The sequence below is a fragment of the Deinococcus sp. QL22 genome, assembly GCF_023370075.1.
Classification (GTDB): Bacteria; Deinococcota; Deinococci; order Deinococcales; family Deinococcaceae; genus Deinococcus.
The window spans coordinates 1160869-1175893 of sequence record NZ_CP097149.1 but is presented as its reverse complement, the minus strand read 5'-3'; the positions used below and the strand labels follow the sequence as shown (position 1 = coordinate 1175893).

The window sequence follows — 15025 nt, the reverse complement described above, 5'->3', positions numbered from 1 at the left end:
AGAACGGCAAAAAGAAGGCTGTGGGTGGGTTGGGGTCAGAGGCAAGGCCAGCGGCATTTCGGCCCATTACCTTAGACTCTTGATCCTCAGACGCCTTGTGTCACGCGCTTCAGCATCTCGGCATAGGCATCTTCCACGCCGCCCAGATCGCGCCGGAAGCGGTCTTTGTCCATCTTTTCGTTTGTTTCGGCGTCCCAGAAGCGGCAGGTGTCGGGGCTGATTTCATCGGCCAGCACGATGGTTCCGTCGGCCAGCTTGCCAAATTCCAGCTTAAAGTCGATCAGTTTGATGCCGCGTGCCAGGAAAAAAGGCGTCAGGAACTCGCGAACCTGCAGGGCCAGTTCACGGATGCGGGCCAATTCGGTTTCGGTGGCCCAGCCGAGGCTGATGGCGGTATCCGTGTTGATCAGCGGGTCGCCCAGCGCGTCGGATTTGTAGCAGTACTCCACCACGGGCCGGGGCAGGGGCGTGCCTTCCTCTATGTTCAGCCGCTTGGAAAAACTGCCCGCCGCCACGTTCCGCACGATCACTTCTACGGGTACGATCTCCACGGCTTTCACGCGCTGCTCGCGCTCGCTCAGCTTTTCTATGAAGTGGGTGGGAATGCCCGCTGCCTCCAACTGCGGATAAATGGCCGCCGTGATCGCGTTGTTGATGGCTCCCTTGCCGCCAATCTGGGCCTTTTTCACGCCGTTGAAGGCGGTGGCGTCGTCCTTGTATTCCACGATGTACACGGCGGGGTCGGGTGTGGCATACACGCGTTTGGCCTTGCCTTCGTAGCGCAGTTCACCGAGGTCGGGATGGGGCTGAAAGTGGGCAGGCTGGGTCATGGTTGCTCTCCTGATAGGGCTGTTACTTTGGCGGCAGTTGGTTTGGCGGCTAAGCACCGGGGCATCAAAGTAGAACGGGCGTCTCCCCAGGCCTGACCGGGGCAACGCTCGAAGGTTGCAGTGCTCAACATGTGTGGAACCCCCATCACCGTCTCTCGGACAGGCTTACCAACCCGTGCATCAGGTTGGGGCGTCTCGCGGGACGCAACTGGAAGAACTGCCTGAGGCAGCGGGAATGTACAGAAACGCGCCGAAAACGCGCACTGCCGTACACCACCTTAACACCCCTAGCCGGGGCCGGGGCAGGGTTGTTCATGCGGGCTGGACGGGAAGGGAAGTGGGGCGAAATCGCACACCTGCCAACGCCGCCGCACTCTATTTAAGCTGCGTCTCGTTTGTCTCATTCGGTGAGAAGCTTGCATCAACCGTTTCAGTCCCGCCCGGCTGACTTACAGACTGGGGCCGTGATACAGCCGCAGTTCGGTGTCGAAAACGCGAAGGCAGTATCAGCTCAAGTGGTCAGGACATCGGGCGGCCAGCTGGCCTGCACAAAGCGTTCACGGCCTGCCAGATCGGGCAACACCTCCGTCACCGCGCCCAGACTTCTGGCTTCGGCGGCCAGCGTGGGCGCATTGCGGGGGTCGAGTTCCAGCAGCAACACGCCGCCTGCCACAAGTGCCGCCCGCGCCTGCGCTAAGAGGGGCCGCGCCACGCTGAGGCCATCGGCTCCGGCGTACAGGGCCAGGTGGGGATCGTGGCGCACCTCCGGGTCGGCACTGTGCTGGTCGGCGTCGGGCAAGTAGGGCGGATTGCTGACGATCAGATCGTAGGGGCCAGATAAACCGTGCAGCAAGTCGGCCTGCACAAACTGCACGTTCAGCTCGTTCAGCGCGGCGTTCTCCTGTGCCAATGCCAAAGCATCCGCGCTGATATCGGAGGCGGTCACGGCGGCGTCGGGTCGGGCAACTTTGATGCCGAGTGCCAGTGCACCTGTGCCTGTGCCCACGTCCAGCACGCGGGGGTTGGCTGTGCCGCGCAGGGTTTCCAGTGCCAGATGCAGCAGCCATTCGGTTTCGGGCCGGGGAATCAGCGCCCGCCCGTCCGCTTTCAGGCGCACGCCGCCCCATTCCACTTCACCCAACAGGTGTTGCAGCGGAATGCGGGCGGCTCTGGCGTCTATCAGGGCCGACAGTTGCGCCGCCTGAGCCTCCGGAACTTCCCGGTCAGACGACAAAAACAGGGCCGTATCGTCCAATCTCAAAACGAATTTAAGCAGTTCCCGCGCATCGGTTTTGGAGGAAGGCAGGCCCACCTCTACAAAACGCGAGATGGCCCGAATTTCCCAAATTTTGACGGTGGACAAAGGCAATGCTAAAGCGCCCTAGCCGTGCCGGGGCCGAATCATCAGGCGGCGGGAAGCGCCTTCGCCCACAGATTCGCTCATCACGTCCGGGTGTTCCTTAAGGGCAATGTGAATCACGCGGCGCTCGGAGGCGGGCATGGGCTGAAGCTCGTGCGCCTCGCCGCTTTTGGCCACCTGAATGGCGAGGCGTTCGGCCAATTTGGTCAGGGTGTCAGCCTGCCGTTTGCGGAAGCCGCCCACATCTATTCGCACGCGCAGGTCACTGCGGCCAGCCTGTTTCGCCAGCACCGTATAGGCGATCACTTCAATTGCTCCCAGCAAGCGCCCGTCGCGGCCTGCCAGCTTGGAAGCGTTTTCACCCGTAATTTCGGCTTCCAGCGCGTCTTCGGCCTGCTGCACCGAGACGCTGAGGGTGTCGTCCATCCGGCTGGTCAGGGCGTTCAGGAAGCGTTCCAGCACCTCTTTGGGGTCTTCGTTGGGGGTGCTCTCGGCGGGCAAAGCGTCTGCCGAGGCGTCCGGGGCAGGCGGCGGCGGCGTGACCTCGTCCTCGTCCGCCTCGCTGATCCCTAAGCCCGCGAGATAGTCGTCGAGGTTCGTGCGGTTGTCCATACGATCAGTTTACTGCGGAATTCTCACGATTCCCTCTCAGATTCAGATTGGATCAGCTTGGGCTGTGTTTTGTGGCTGGGCGGCCTGTCTCGCAAATTCTCTGGCGCTGCGTTCCAGCATCTTGAACATGCTCTCAAAGCCTTCTTTACCGCCCATGTACGGGTCGGGAACATCCGCACCGGGGGCCAGTGGGTCAAAGTCACGCATCAGGCGCACGCGGGCGGCGGCTCCGGGTGATCCAGCCAGAGCGCGGGCTTCCGCTGCATTCTGGGAATCCATCGCCAGAATCACGTCATAGTCGGCAAAATCGCGCCGGATCAGTTGCCGGGCCTTGCCCCCCAGCCTCAGCCCGTGCCGCCGCGCCACGTCTACGCTGCGTGGGTCGGCGGGCCTGCCCACATGCCAGTCGCCGGTGCCCGCGCTGTCTATTACGGCGTCTACTCCAGCCGCCGCCAATTCCCGCCGCAGCAACGCCTCGGCCACCGGAGAACGGCAGATATTGCCGAGGCACAGCGCCAGCACGCGCAGGGGGACAGGGTTGGTCATGAGAGTATTGTGCCCGAATCACTTCTCTACAAACAAAGCCCACAAACCCACCAAAAAAGTGAACCGTAGCCGCAGTTGCCCACGCGCCACGATCCACCTTCTTTTGGTCAACCGTTCAGGTTGTTCAGCTGGGTAAGTGCCGTGATTACTGGCTGCGCTCGATCAAAAACGCCTTCTCAATGATGTCGGGCGTGCCGGGGTAGCCGGGCTGAATGCGGGTCAGGCGATCCAGCACGTCCAGCCCTTCCACGATGCGGCCAAACACGGTGTGCTTGCCGTTCAGGTGGGGCGTGGCAGTGAAGGTGACGAAGAACTGACTGCCGTTGGTGCCGGGGCCACGGTTGGCCATGCTCAGCACGCCTTTGCCGTCGTGGCGGTGGTCGCTGCCGAATTCGTCTTCAAAGTCGTAGCCGGGGCCGCCGCTGCCCGTGCCGGTGGGGTCGCCCGCCTGCGCCATGAAGCCGTCGATGACGCGGTGAAACTTGATGCCGTCGTAGTAGTGATGACGCAGCAGGTAGGCGAAGGAGTTGACCGTCACGGGGGCGTCGTCGGCAAACAGATCGACGATCAGGCGGCCTTTGCTTGTGTCCAGCACGGCGCGGTAGTCCTTGCCGGGCTCGATGCCGTCGCCGAGTTCGGGGGCAGCGGTGAACTTGATCTGGCGCTCGGCGCTGAGTTCGGGTGTTGCGGTAAAGCCTTGGGGCAGGTCGGTGTAAGCGTCGCTCATAGGGGCATTGTAGCGGGCGTATTCACACAGTCGGCTTTCAGGATGATGAAGAAAACCGGGGGTTTGACATTTGAGGCCAGCAGGTTTAATCGCTTCTCAAATCACCCATTCGCCGTCCCGCATCAGCGCCTCGCGGCTGCCGTCCCCGCGCACGCCGTCCACGTTCATGCCGGGGCTGCCGATCATCCAGTCCACGTGAATCAGACTGTGGTTGCCGCCCAGATCGGCAAAAGAGGTCGGAGATTCAGTACCCCCGATCAGGTCAGGCCGAACGGTGGTGGGGTAGGCGCGGCCCAGCGCGATGTGGCTGGCGGCGTTCTCATCGAACAGAGTGTTCAGAAATAAAGTTCCGGTGCGGGACACAGGCGCACTGGCGGGCACCAGCGCCACTTCGCCCAGGCGGGCCGCGCCCTCGTCGGTGGCGATCAGTTGGCGCAGGGTATCTTCGCCGCGTGTGGCCGTCACTTCTACGGCGCGGCCTGCCTCGAACCTCACCCGGATGCCTTCGACCAGTTGCCCGCGCACGCTCAAGGGCTTGCTGGCCACGGCCACACCGTCTACACGGTCACGGTGCGGGGCCGTAAAGACCTCATCGGTAGGGAAGTTCGGCACGCCCACCACGCCGTTTTTGGCCCGTTCTGCCCCACCCTGCCAGAAGTGTCCGTCGGCCAAGCCCACCGTCAGGTCGGTGCCCAGTTCGCCCTGAAAGTGGAGGGAAGTAAATCGCTGCTGATTCAGGCGATCCGTGCGGGCTTGCAGACCTGCGAGATGCGCTTGCCACGCGCCCACCGGATCGGGGGTATCTACACGGGTCACGGTGAAAATGTCGTCCCAGAGGCGGGCTACGGCGTCGGCTTCCGGCAGGCCGGGGAAGATGGCCCGCGCCCAAGCTGGGGTCGCAATGGCCGCCACCGTCCAGCTCACCTCAAAGTTGCCCGACGCCTCGCTGACCTTCTGGAAGGCCTGCGCCATTGCCTTGCTGCGCCGCGCTACCCGGCCACCGTCCACGCCTGCCAGGAGGGAAGGGTCTTCTCCCAGAATGCCGATAAAGGCGTACCCATCGGCCACCATCGCCTCACGCTCCTGCGCCTGCCACGCGGGAAGGAAGGCGACGGCCTCATCGGAGCCTTCATCGTAGAGGGCCAAATCGGTGTGGGCGTCGACGTAGTTGACGCGGGCGTCCAGCGCCCCGGCGCGGAAGGCGGCCCGCTGCACCAAACGGGCAAACGGGGCAGCCTCGACGGGCGCAACAATCCGTACTTTGCCGCCAGCCGTCAGGCCCACGCCCACACGCACCAGCAGGTCAGCGTAGCGGGCAAGCTTGGCCTCAAAGTCGGGGGTAGCTGGGGTAGGAGAAGACATGTACAGACTTTATGCGTTTTGGGCTGCACTGGGGGAGGGTCTGAGGGTCTAAAGGTCTAGGGTCTAAGGTGCTGGGGCGGTGGTGATTCAGGGTGTGGTCGAAAGTTGAAAGCGCTGCACCCAATGCCCTCTCTTAGACCCTTAGACGCCTTTCCTACGCCCCACACCCCCATCACCATCCCTCAATCTGCCGCCCCGCCTCGAACACTGCCACACCCGCTGCCACCGCCAGATTCAGGCTGCGGCCCCCACCGGGTTGCGGTAGCCTCAGCCGGGGCAGGGCGTCACGCAGCCACACGGGTAGGCCGCGCGATTCGGGGCCAAACAGCAGATGATCGCCGCGCTGAAAGCCTGCCTGGGTGTGTAGTTGCGTGCCGTGCGTGGTAAAGGCCCACACCCGCGCCGTGGGGGAGAGGGTAGCCGCAAACGCCGTCCAGCTCGCGTGTTCGTGCAGGGTCACGCCTTCCATATAGTCCATCACGGCCCGCCTGAATTCGCGGTCATGCAGGTGGAAGCCGAAGGGCCGGATCAGGTGCAACTCGGCCCCCAACACCGAACAGGTGCGGGCCACGTTGCCCACGTTTCCAGCCTTCTCGGGCTCGAACAGGACGACGTGCAGGAGCGGGGGGGAGGGAAGTTCTGTGGTCATACGGACTTGCTCCGATTCCCGTTCATCCGGCCCATGCTACTCAACAAGGCCGCCGGATGCCCGTCCATCTCTGCCAGCCCGTACTTTTTGTTACTCGCTCTCCTGCGGAGCTTTACAAGTCTGCTCTGCTGCGCAGCTTTGCAAGTCGGATGCGTCTTCGACTCATCGCAGTTCCTTCTCATGGAGAGCGCACCAGCAGCAGCGTGACCCGCGTTTGCACATGCTCGGGGGCCAAGCCTTCCGAGGTCTTGAAGCTCACGCCCACCTCCGCCTCTGGCAGTCCCAGCAGCGCCGCCACATTCTGCGCGATGGCGGCCCGCAGTGGCCCCAGCTTGGGCCGATCTAGCGTGACTACCAGCGCTACATTTGCAGGCACGTAGCCGCGCTCCCCGACCAATTCCAGCGCCCGCGCCACGATCACCGCCGAATCCAGCCCCCTGTGTGCCGCGTCGGTATCGGGAAAATACTGGCCGATGTCGCCCAGCGCGAGGCCGGAGAGCAGCGCGTCGGCCACGGCGTGCAGCACGGCGTCTCCATCACTGTGGGCCACCGCGCCCTTTTCGGCGTTGGGAATCGGCACACCGCCCAGAATCAGCGGGCGGCCCCCGGACAGTCGGTGGGCATCTTCTCCAAATCCGACGCGGTAGGGCAGCGGAGGGGAATGGGTCAGGTGGGCGGGAACGGTCATGGGGGGAGTGTAGAGCGTGCCGGAGCAGAGTCAGAGTGACAATTCGTGTCAACCCCTCCGTCGCTCCGGGCCGTCTCCCCTCCGAGAGGAGACAAACAGGAGTGCTTCTCCATCTCTGAGGGAAAGGGCATCGCGTGAGCAACGGGGGTTCACCTTCCAACTCAATCCTCCACCACCTCCAGCGTCGCCGCGCCGCTCGTGGCGTCCGTTATCGCCTGTGCAAAGGCGGGCGCGTCTTCTGGATAGAGGCTGACCGGCAACAGCACGCCCGCCGCCGTGAATTCTTCCTCGCCGCGCACGGCGTCCACGCTGCCCAGCAGGTGATATAGGGCGCTGAGGTGGCCGAAGCCTACGCCCACGCGCAATGTGACGCGCCCGCGCACCAGCACACGCGGCGCGGTTCTGAGGCACTCTGCCGCCGCGCCCCCGTAGGCCCGCACCAGCCCGCCCGTGCCCAGTTTGGTGCCCCCGTAATAGCGGACAACCACCACCATCACGCGGTCTACGCCCTGCCCGCCCACAGCCCGCAAGATGGGCGCGCCCGCCGTGCCGCCCGGTTCGCCGTCATCGCTGAAGCGGTACAGCGGGCCGATCTGGTAGGCCCAGCAGTGGTGCGTGGCGTCGGAATACTTGGCCCGCAACGCCGCCGACTGCGCCAACGCTTCCGGCGGCGAGTCGGCGCGTTCAGCAAAGGCCAGGAATTCACTGCCCTCTATGACGGCGCTGTGGCGGTGCGGGGCGGCCAGTGTGGTAAACGGGGGCGGCAGTTCGGGCAGTTCCAGCGGCATGCTTACAACATTCCCCGCTCCATAAGTAGCCGCCGTGAGTGCCACAGCGTCAGGCTGCTGGGGCCGTCCAGAATCTGGCCCGCGTCCAGCAGAGCGTAGATGTCGGGCAGGGGCAGCACCACACGCTCGATCACTTCGGTTTCTTCGTGTGCCATGTCACCTAATGTCACCCCCAGCGCCAGAAACGGATAGAACACCACGCCGCTGATACTGGGTTGAGGATAAAACCCCGGCAGGGCCACCCACTCGGCAGCCACGCCGCCCACCTCTTCGCGCAGTTCGCGCACGGCTGCCGAGTGCAATTCCTCGCCTCGCTCCACGCCGCCCGCGACCACTTCCCATACGGTGGCCCGCAGCGGGTAGCGGTACTGCCGGATCAGCACGCCCTCACCCTCGGCGGTAATAGGCAGCACGAAAATGGCGCGTGGGCCGCGTGGCCGGTACTGATACTGGCCTTCCAGCCCGCCGCCCATATCGACCCGGTCAAGCACCACCGAGCGCGGCCCCGGCACCAATTCCCGCGATTCCAGCGTTTGCCAGGGCTGAGCCTCATCGGGCACCAGCTTGGGCCAGTTGGCGTGCATGGTCGTGCCGTTGTTGTCTTCGGGGTTGCCCGTCATAGGCTCAGGCTACGCGGTTTCGGGGCCGGGGTTTGGAAGTGGGGCGCGGCTTAGGCCCCCATGCGCTGCATTTCCACCACATAGCGGGCTATTTCTTGGGGCGAGGCCACCCCGCGGGCCACTTCCACGCGCTCCACCAGCACTTCGGGGTCATACGGGTCTACGCGTAACAGTTGATTTGCCAGCAGCAGGGCGCGTTTCAGGTCGCCTGCATCCCGCGCCCGGCGCATTTGTGTGCGAATGGCCCCCGTGACCGCCCGTTGCAGTTGTTCACGCAAATCGTCGGCCCACTCGCTGTCGGTCACAGTTTTCAGAAACGGCCCCCGGTACAGCGCCAGCATCCGGGCCATATCACCGCGCTCCAGGGCCTGCGCTACTTCCTGCACGTCTATGGTCAGGCTGATGCCCGGCCCCAGCGAGTAGCGCGGCATATTGTGCGGCCCCGCGTGAACCACAGCGCCCTTGCCCAGCGCCTCACGCAGTTCCCGAATCACGCTGCGGATGTAGTTCGATCCGGCCACCGGGTCTTTGTCGGGGTACAGATCCAGCTGGATTTCTTGGCGGGTACGCCCCGGATGCCGCGCCAGATACACCAGCATCAGGGCGCTGCCGTGCAGGGTTAGCGCCACGGGCTGCCCGTCGCGTACCACGCGGGTTCGCCCCAGCGTTTCCACCTGAGCATGAATCAGGCGTTCTTCATCCAGCGGGACACTTCCGGTCAGAGCCGCAATTTTTTCGATGACCGCTTCCATAAACGGGGCCACGTGGGGTTCCAGCATGGCGCTGTGCGTCAGCTCGCTCAGTTCCTCCAAGTCAGGCCGGAAGCGGGCCTTGTCTTTGTCTTGCAGCAATCTCTCCAGCCCTTCACGCAGCACTTCTACGGACTCCTGCCCTCTTCCTGCACGCCGCAACGAATCCGATAGGTGCAGCAGCGCCCGCGTCAGTAGATGCGAGTCGCCCGATTCGCGCACGCCGGGGAGGGCAGCCTCGAAATCCAGCAGGGCCAGTTCTATCTGCCCGCGCCGCCGGAACACCACGCCACGTGTGACCAGCAGAGCAGCGGGCAATTCCTCGCCTGCGTCTACACCCGCATGCAAGGCTTCTAGCGCCTGTGCAAATTGGCCTTGCTCGCTGTGAAACTCGGCCAAGCGGGACGCCACCCAAATACGGGCTTCGTATTCGCTCGAATCATCAACCAATTCACGTAGTTCTAAAAGTGCCCGGAGTGTACGGGGACGATCTTCCTTCAAGCGATAGATGTCAGCCTCATTGGTAAGTACCGGAATCATCCATTGAAGGGAGTAGTATTCTGAGTTTTTTAGAATTTGCCGGGACTCTCTTACATAGACCTCCGCTTCCTCAAACAGACGTGCTTCAATATAAATTGCAGCAATGCTCTGCAATGTAGAGAGGCGTGGATAAGGAACTGGATCCACGCTCAGTACACGCAAGGCTTCTTTATTAAGCTGTAGAGCACGTGACACATTTCCTAAAACGCTATACATTTGTGCCAAGGTTTGGGTTATTCGGCCGGTCAGTTCGTCATCACCCAATGAAATATAGCCATGCCAAGCCTTTTCACATCGCGCTAGGCCAGATTCCACTTGCCCCATTTGGAATTCTGTCGTGCCCCACCACCGCTGTAACCGGAGGCTCAGTTCCCCGGCAGGCATCGGCCCCAAGTGTGCAAAATGTTGAGCTGCATCTTCAAAACGTCCCATCAGACGCATCAAATTTCCCAGTTCAACCATTGCTTCATGGTCGCCCAAAATTGAAGCTCGGGTTAACGGCGTCTCAGCAATTTCGAATTCGCGTAAGCGAAGATGTGACAATCCCAACATTCGCCAAGTAGCAGCATTCATCTGCTGCAACTCGGTAGCAAGTGTGATGACAGTCCGGTAATTTCCCGTCTCAAAAGCGGTTTCTATTTGATTTGGGGGGTTCATCGGGTCACCTCACGGCCTCCTCATTACTCTTTGGTCATGAACTTCAGCCATAGCACAGACGATCTGACAAACCTCTTACAAGACACTGTGATCATTTTCACTCCAATCACAGCTAAAACTATGCAGGCTGGAATGCGGGACTACGGCGTGATGCAGGCTGGAATGCGGGACTACGGCGTGATGCAGGCTGGAATGCGGGACTACGGCGTGATGCAGGCTGGAATGCGGGACTACGGTGTGATGACCACCGGAAAGGCGGCTTGAGATGACACACGAAAAAGTAACGCCCGCCCCCGCTCCTAAACCCGCCCCTGTGGTCAACACTGCCCCACGCAACGACAAGCCACGCGAAGTGAACTTGCCCGTCATGCGGGGAGCAGCAGCGGATTTCGGAGTCATCTGAATGAGGATGAATATAGTGCAAAACGTTTTCAAAGAAGAAGTCACCTAGTCGGTGGCTTCTTCCTTTTGGTTCGTCTGACAAGACGCCTCTGGCCCTCTGCCACTCTTCCGGCCCGCAGCTTTGGAAAGCACACACCGTTTATGGGCCTGGCGTCTGGTAAAACTAGCCATTGTGAAGGTGCCCCGATGAACGTATTGCTCTGGCAGGTGTTTCTATGACTGCCCCCCGTATCTATCCTATGCGTCTTTACGGCGATCCCGTACTCAGGCGCAAAGCCCGCGTGCTGAAGCCGGATGAGCGCCTGACGGTGCCGGGATTCGATTCCCAGTCGCTGCGCGAGGTGGCCGACCAGATGTTGGAAACCATGTTCGAGCAGCGGGGTGTGGGATTGGCTGCGCCGCAAGTGGGCCTGTCGGTGCGGATGTTTGTGGCCGTGGAGTATGAGGACGACGAGGAAGAAAACGAGGGCGGCGAGGAAAATCTGCGGTCAAGGGTGCTGCGCGACTTCGTGATGATCAACCCCGTCATGAGTGTGATCGACAAGAAGAAAGACCGCTCGTATCAGGAAGGTTGCCTGAGCATTCCCGGCATCTACGAGGAAGGCGTGCCACGTGCCCGTGCCGTGCAGGTGCGTTACACCGACCTGGACGGCAAAGACCGCACTATAGAGGCCGACGATTACCTGGCGCGGGTCTTCCAGCACGAAATAGACCATTTGGACGGCGTACTGTTCCTTGATCACCTGCCCACCGACATTATGGAAGACCACCGCAAGGCACTCACGGGGTTGCAGCGGCAATCCAAAACCTTCCTGAGCGATCTGGCGGAACACGAGCGGCGCAGGCAATTGGAGCGCCAGGGTTGACTGGGCAGTTGACGGGTTCCGGCGATCTGGCCCGGCCCCGCGTGGCCTTCTTCGGATCGCCCGCCTTTGCGCTGCCGGTGCTGGACGCCATTCGTGCCGAATTTGAAGTGGTGCTGGTGGTGGCCCAACCCGACAAACCGGTGGGGCGCGGCCTGAGGCTGACGCCGCCGCCGGTGGCTGCACACGCCGCCGCACTTGGTTTGCCGCTGGCGCAACCCCGCAAGTTGCGCGGCAACGCGGCCTTTGAAGCCCAACTGCGCGGGTGCGGGGCCGATGTGGCCGTGACCTGCGCTTACGGCAAAATCCTGCCGGGATCGCTGCTGGCCGTGCCTCGTTTCGGGTTCCTGAACACGCACACCAGTCTGCTGCCCGCCTACCGGGGCGCGGCTCCGATCCAGTGGGCGCTGATCCGGGGCGAGACGGTCACGGGAACCACCATCATGCAGACCGATGAGGGCATGGATACCGGGCCGCTGCTGGTGCAAGAAGCCCTGCCTATTGCGCCCCACTGGACGGCATTGGAACTGGCGGGCGCACTGGCAACGCAGGCCGCCCGCCTGATCGTGTCGGCGCTGCATAGTCTTCCAGACCTTGTTCCCACCGTTCAGGATGAAAGTCAGGCCACCCACGCGCCCCTGTTGGTCAAAGAAGACGGCTTCGTGCGCTGGCAGGAGTCGGCGCAGGCTGTGGTGAACCGCTACCGGGGCGTGGCCGCGTGGCCGCAGACCACCGCATTTGTGGGCGGCAACCGCCTGAAACTGGCGGGCCTGAGCGTAGCGGTGGGAGAAAACGCGCGAGAAGCGGGCCAAATAGAGGCAGGCCAGATCCTACGGGCCGATGGCGACGCCCTGATCGTGGCCTGCGGCACGGGCGCGGTGCGAATAGAAACGGTACAGCCCGAAGCCCGTAAACCTCAGGCGGCGGCGCAGTGGTGGCAGGCGCAATCAGCACAGGCGCAATCTGGGCAGAGCCAGCCTTCACACTTTGGTCTCTGGGAACCCGCGCCGGGCTAAGACCGTAGTAGAGAACGTGACTTCCTTGCCCTCCGCGCAGTATCCGCTCACTCTGCAATTCAAGTTCAGCCTCTTTACCGAACTGCGCGTGACTGACGCGGGCGGGCAACTCGTGGCGGTGGTGAAGGAGAAAACCTTCAGTATCCGCGACGAGGTGAAAGTGTTTGCCGACGAGGGCCGCACCCGCCAGATTTACGGCATGCGGGCGCAGGGGCTGATGGCCGGGGCGCTGGACTGGCGGGCCAAGCGCCTGATTCGCCGCGTGGACGGCAGCGATGTGGGTGCGCTGCAAGCTCAGGGTATGCGAACCTTGTGGGCCGCCAGTTACGAGTTACTGGACGCACCGGGCCATGTGCGCTTCACCATCCGCGACGATCAGCCGTGGATGGGCATCATCGAGGGCGTCATCGGGGCCATTCCGTTCATCGGCGACCTGATCGCTATGGGCTTCGATTACCTGATCAATCCCACCTACACCGTCACCGATGCGGGCAGCGAGCCTACCCTGCGCGTTCGCAAACGCCGTAGCCTGTTTTCGCGCCGCTTTGTGGTCGAGGCGTTGCGCCCGGTGCAACCAGAGGAAGAAGAATTGCTGACGCTGGGGCTGGTGCAATTGGTGTTGCGCGAGCGCGAGCGGGGGTAAAGGGACTGTAGGACGTAGGGTGTAGGGCAAACAGAAGGCCAGCCAAACGTTATGAATGGCTGGCCTTATTTTCTTATTGCCTACACCTCACTGCCCAGATCCTTTTCCCCGCTGCCTGCCACCGCCCGGCGCACCACCGGCATAATCGTCAGCCCCTGCACGGCAATCGTAAACAGCACCACCGCATAGGTCGCCGTGACCAGCAGCGAGCGGTCAGGGGTATCGGGCAGGCCGAGGACGAGACTGATGGCAATGCCTCCGCGCAGGCCACCCCAGGTGAGCAAACGCGCTGTGTACGCGCCGTAGCCATCGCGCCGCCGCACAAAATGGAACGGAATGACCACGCTGATCCAGCGGGCCGCCAACGATACCCCGATCAGCAGCAGGCTAGCGAGGAGTTGCACGCCCGTCACGTCGGTCAGCAGCACATCCAGTCCGATAAAGGCGAACAGCACGATATTCAAGACCTGATCCAGTGTTTCCCAGAAGCCCTCCACGTACTCAAAGGTGTGGGCGGTAAAAATGTCGTGTTTGAAGGCAGAGATGATCAGTCCGGCCACCACCATCGCCAGTGGCCCGCTGATGCCCAAGGACGCGGCCAGCACGTAGCCGCCGATCACGAGGGCCAGTGTCAGCAGCACCTCCACGGCGTGAGATTCGATGGTTTTGAGCATGGCGTAGCCGAGCCCGCCCAGCGCCGCTCCCAGCAGCACGCCGCCGCCCGCTTCTTTCACAAACAGGGTCAGCGCCCCCAGTGCAGTCGGGGCGGTGTGGGAATCACCGATTCCGGCCAGCCCGGCAATCACCAGAAAAATAACCACACCCACGCCGTCGTTAAACAGGCTTTCTCCGGCGATCAGGGTTTCGATGCGTTTGGGCACCTTGGCCCGCTTGAGCAGATCCAGCACCGCCACCGGGTCGGTGGGGCTGATGAGTGCGCCGAACAGCAAGGCCCACAGCAGCGGCACGCCGAGGCCCAGCGCCCCAAAAATGCCGTAGGCGGCAAAGCCGATCAGGAAGGTGCTGATGATGGTGCTGACCACCGCCAGCGTCAGGATGCTGCTCCGCTGCTTCAGCATCTGGCGGGCGTCCAAGCCCAGTGCCCCGGCAAACAACAGAATGCTCAGAATGCCGTTCAGCACGAACTCTGTAAAGTTCAGCGTCTCTAGGAGTTCGGAAGCCCAACTGCGTGCCCCGCCGATGCCCGCTGCGTCCAGCGCGATCAGAATAATGCTCGCCAAAGCGCCTGCCAGAGTGACGCCTACCGTCGTCGGGAATTTGAAAAACCGTTCGTTGAGGTAGGCCAGTACCGCCGTGACGCTCAGCAACACCGCAAACGCCGTCAACATAGAACCGCCAAAATCGCTGAACGCGGGAGAGCTTGCTGAGTCATAGAGGCCACTGTAGAGGACGCACCCACTGACTATCCCGCCCCCATCTGAACCGCTGTTTCCCCAACAACCAAAAGTGGGCCTGCCAGAAGATTTGGCAGGCCCACTCTTTTATTTTTTTCCGCTCACCAAAGGGGTTTAGTCCCGCTCCCGCTCGCGTTCGGCGTTCAGCATGGCCTGAAGCTGTGCCTGCCGCTGGCGCACGTAATCCTGATGAAACCGGGCCTCATCCATCAGTTCGGTGCCCACGATCAGCTTGCCGGTGGCGAGTTCACGCATGGCCTGAGTCACGAGATTATGCGTTTTCACGCGCTGCTCGGTCGGCAATACGCTGGGCGCACCCGAACGCAGTTGCAGGGCGCGTTTTGCCGTCACTACCGACAACCGGTACTTGCTGTCGGTCATCGAAAGCAATTTATCAATGTCTTTTTCTGCCATACTCCACACCCCTTTTGTCACTTGCTCCGCGCCTTTCTGGCCTACATAGGCGCGGCAGCCAGACACTCAGCCAGTCAGTCTAGCCCGCCGCAGCCAGGGAGGGCAATCTGTGAAGGCACGTTTGGGGCGGGGCGTTGTTTGCGG

The 15025-nt window shown here is 62.4% G+C and carries 18 protein-coding genes; 5 read left to right on the top strand and 13 right to left on the bottom strand.

Features of this window, described 5'->3' with window-relative positions; translation table 11 throughout:
- Positions 1-86 precede the first annotated feature (86 nt).
- The 11 genes from purC to M1R55_RS05630 all read right to left on the bottom strand — a co-directional run bounded on the left by purC (position 87) and on the right by M1R55_RS05630 (position 9471).
- Positions 87-830 (bottom strand): phosphoribosylaminoimidazolesuccinocarboxamide synthase, encoded by a 744-nt coding sequence (purC, locus tag M1R55_RS05680; RefSeq protein WP_249393730.1) that lies wholly within the window; start codon positions 828-830, stop codon positions 87-89.
- 511 nt (positions 831-1341) lie between these two features.
- Positions 1342-2193 carry a peptide chain release factor N(5)-glutamine methyltransferase gene (prmC, locus tag M1R55_RS05675; protein WP_249393729.1) on the bottom strand — a complete coding sequence of 284 codons (852 nt, stop codon included), beginning with the start codon at positions 2191-2193 and terminating at the stop codon, positions 1342-1344.
- A gap of 18 nt (positions 2194-2211) precedes the next feature.
- Positions 2212-2802, bottom strand: coding sequence for a R3H domain-containing nucleic acid-binding protein (locus M1R55_RS05670; protein WP_249393728.1), 591 nt, complete (start codon positions 2800-2802; stop codon positions 2212-2214).
- 42 nt (positions 2803-2844) lie between these two features.
- Positions 2845-3348, bottom strand: coding sequence for a low molecular weight protein-tyrosine-phosphatase (locus tag M1R55_RS05665; RefSeq protein ID WP_249393727.1), 504 nt, complete (start codon positions 3346-3348; stop codon positions 2845-2847).
- Positions 3349-3493: 145 nt separating this feature from the next.
- Entirely contained in the window at positions 3494-4075 is a 582-nt protein-coding gene (locus M1R55_RS05660) for a peptidylprolyl isomerase (protein WP_249393726.1), read from the bottom strand.
- 96 nt (positions 4076-4171) lie between these two features.
- Positions 4172-5437 carry an aminopeptidase gene (locus M1R55_RS05655; protein WP_249393725.1) on the bottom strand — a complete coding sequence of 422 codons (1266 nt, stop codon included), beginning with the start codon at positions 5435-5437 and terminating at the stop codon, positions 4172-4174.
- A gap of 172 nt (positions 5438-5609) precedes the next feature.
- The gene (locus tag M1R55_RS05650) at positions 5610-6086 is read right to left on the bottom strand and encodes a tRNA (cytidine(34)-2'-O)-methyltransferase (protein WP_249393724.1); all 477 of its coding nucleotides are present in this window, start codon (positions 6084-6086) and stop codon (positions 5610-5612) included.
- A 178-nt stretch (positions 6087-6264) separates the two neighbouring features.
- Positions 6265-6774 carry a 2-C-methyl-D-erythritol 2,4-cyclodiphosphate synthase gene (gene ispF / locus M1R55_RS05645; RefSeq protein ID WP_249393723.1) on the bottom strand — a complete coding sequence of 170 codons (510 nt, stop codon included), beginning with the start codon at positions 6772-6774 and terminating at the stop codon, positions 6265-6267.
- Positions 6775-6935: 161 nt separating this feature from the next.
- The gene (locus tag M1R55_RS05640; protein WP_249393722.1) at positions 6936-7562 is read right to left on the bottom strand and encodes a YigZ family protein; all 627 of its coding nucleotides are present in this window, start codon (positions 7560-7562) and stop codon (positions 6936-6938) included.
- Between the two features lie 2 nt (positions 7563-7564).
- On the bottom strand, positions 7565-8182 hold the full coding sequence (locus tag M1R55_RS05635) for an NUDIX hydrolase (RefSeq protein WP_249393721.1): 618 nt from the start codon (positions 8180-8182) through the stop codon (positions 7565-7567).
- A gap of 50 nt (positions 8183-8232) precedes the next feature.
- Positions 8233-9471, bottom strand: a complete 1239-nt coding sequence (locus M1R55_RS05630) for a BTAD domain-containing putative transcriptional regulator (protein WP_249393720.1) — start codon at positions 9469-9471, stop codon at positions 8233-8235.
- A gap of 693 nt (positions 9472-10164) precedes the next feature.
- Here M1R55_RS05630 and M1R55_RS05625 point away from each other — a divergent pair.
- The 5 genes from M1R55_RS05625 to M1R55_RS05605 all read left to right on the top strand — a co-directional run bounded on the left by M1R55_RS05625 (position 10165) and on the right by M1R55_RS05605 (position 13052).
- Positions 10165-10392 (top strand): hypothetical protein, encoded by a 228-nt coding sequence (locus M1R55_RS05625; protein WP_249393719.1) that lies wholly within the window; start codon positions 10165-10167, stop codon positions 10390-10392.
- A gap of 1 nt (position 10393) precedes the next feature.
- The gene (locus M1R55_RS05620; protein WP_249393718.1) at positions 10394-10531 is read left to right on the top strand and encodes a hypothetical protein; all 138 of its coding nucleotides are present in this window, start codon (positions 10394-10396) and stop codon (positions 10529-10531) included.
- 214 nt (positions 10532-10745) lie between these two features.
- Entirely contained in the window at positions 10746-11396 is a 651-nt protein-coding gene (def, locus tag M1R55_RS05615; protein ID WP_249393717.1) for a peptide deformylase, read from the top strand.
- Between the two features lie 8 nt (positions 11397-11404).
- On the top strand, positions 11405-12409 hold the full coding sequence (gene fmt, locus M1R55_RS05610; RefSeq protein ID WP_249393716.1) for a methionyl-tRNA formyltransferase: 1005 nt from the start codon (positions 11405-11407) through the stop codon (positions 12407-12409).
- A gap of 25 nt (positions 12410-12434) precedes the next feature.
- Complete coding sequence (locus M1R55_RS05605) at positions 12435-13052, top strand: hypothetical protein (RefSeq protein ID WP_249394143.1); 618 nt, start codon at positions 12435-12437, stop codon at positions 13050-13052.
- A gap of 80 nt (positions 13053-13132) precedes the next feature.
- Here M1R55_RS05605 and M1R55_RS05600 read toward each other — a convergent pair whose 3' ends face one another.
- The gene (locus M1R55_RS05600) at positions 13133-14401 is read right to left on the bottom strand and encodes a sodium:proton antiporter (RefSeq protein WP_249393715.1); all 1269 of its coding nucleotides are present in this window, start codon (positions 14399-14401) and stop codon (positions 13133-13135) included.
- Positions 14402-14581: 180 nt separating this feature from the next.
- Complete coding sequence (rpoZ, locus tag M1R55_RS05595) at positions 14582-14881, bottom strand: DNA-directed RNA polymerase subunit omega (RefSeq protein WP_019009125.1); 300 nt, start codon at positions 14879-14881, stop codon at positions 14582-14584.
- Between the last annotated feature and the right edge of the window lie 144 nt (positions 14882-15025).

Excerpts from the sequence above, each read along its gene's own strand:
- purC (WP_249393730.1), bottom strand. The coding sequence starts at position 830 with ATGACCCAGCCTGCCCACTTTCAGCCCCATCCCGACCTCGGTGAACTG.
- M1R55_RS05670 (WP_249393728.1), bottom strand. The coding sequence starts at position 2,802 with ATGGACAACCGCACGAACCTCGACGACTATCTCGCGGGCTTAGGGATC.
- M1R55_RS05665 (WP_249393727.1), bottom strand. The coding sequence starts at position 3,348 with ATGACCAACCCTGTCCCCCTGCGCGTGCTGGCGCTGTGCCTCGGCAAT.
- M1R55_RS05660 (WP_249393726.1), bottom strand. The coding sequence starts at position 4,075 with ATGAGCGACGCTTACACCGACCTGCCCCAAGGCTTTACCGCAACACCC.
- M1R55_RS05655 (WP_249393725.1), bottom strand. The coding sequence starts at position 5,437 with ATGTCTTCTCCTACCCCAGCTACCCCCGACTTTGAGGCCAAGCTTGCC.
- M1R55_RS05650 (WP_249393724.1), bottom strand. The coding sequence starts at position 6,086 with ATGACCACAGAACTTCCCTCCCCCCCGCTCCTGCACGTCGTCCTGTTC.
- ispF (WP_249393723.1), bottom strand. The coding sequence starts at position 6,774 with ATGACCGTTCCCGCCCACCTGACCCATTCCCCTCCGCTGCCCTACCGC.
- M1R55_RS05640 (WP_249393722.1), bottom strand. The coding sequence starts at position 7,562 with ATGCCGCTGGAACTGCCCGAACTGCCGCCCCCGTTTACCACACTGGCC.
- M1R55_RS05635 (WP_249393721.1), bottom strand. The coding sequence starts at position 8,182 with ATGACGGGCAACCCCGAAGACAACAACGGCACGACCATGCACGCCAAC.
- M1R55_RS05630 (WP_249393720.1), bottom strand. The coding sequence starts at position 9,471 with ATGATTCCGGTACTTACCAATGAGGCTGACATCTATCGCTTGAAGGAA.
- M1R55_RS05625 (WP_249393719.1), top strand. The coding sequence starts at position 10,165 with ATGAACTTCAGCCATAGCACAGACGATCTGACAAACCTCTTACAAGAC.
- M1R55_RS05620 (WP_249393718.1), top strand. The coding sequence starts at position 10,394 with ATGACACACGAAAAAGTAACGCCCGCCCCCGCTCCTAAACCCGCCCCT.
- def (WP_249393717.1), top strand. The coding sequence starts at position 10,746 with ATGACTGCCCCCCGTATCTATCCTATGCGTCTTTACGGCGATCCCGTA.
- M1R55_RS05600 (WP_249393715.1), bottom strand. The coding sequence starts at position 14,401 with ATGTTGACGGCGTTTGCGGTGTTGCTGAGCGTCACGGCGGTACTGGCC.
- rpoZ (WP_019009125.1), bottom strand. The coding sequence starts at position 14,881 with ATGGCAGAAAAAGACATTGATAAATTGCTTTCGATGACCGACAGCAAG.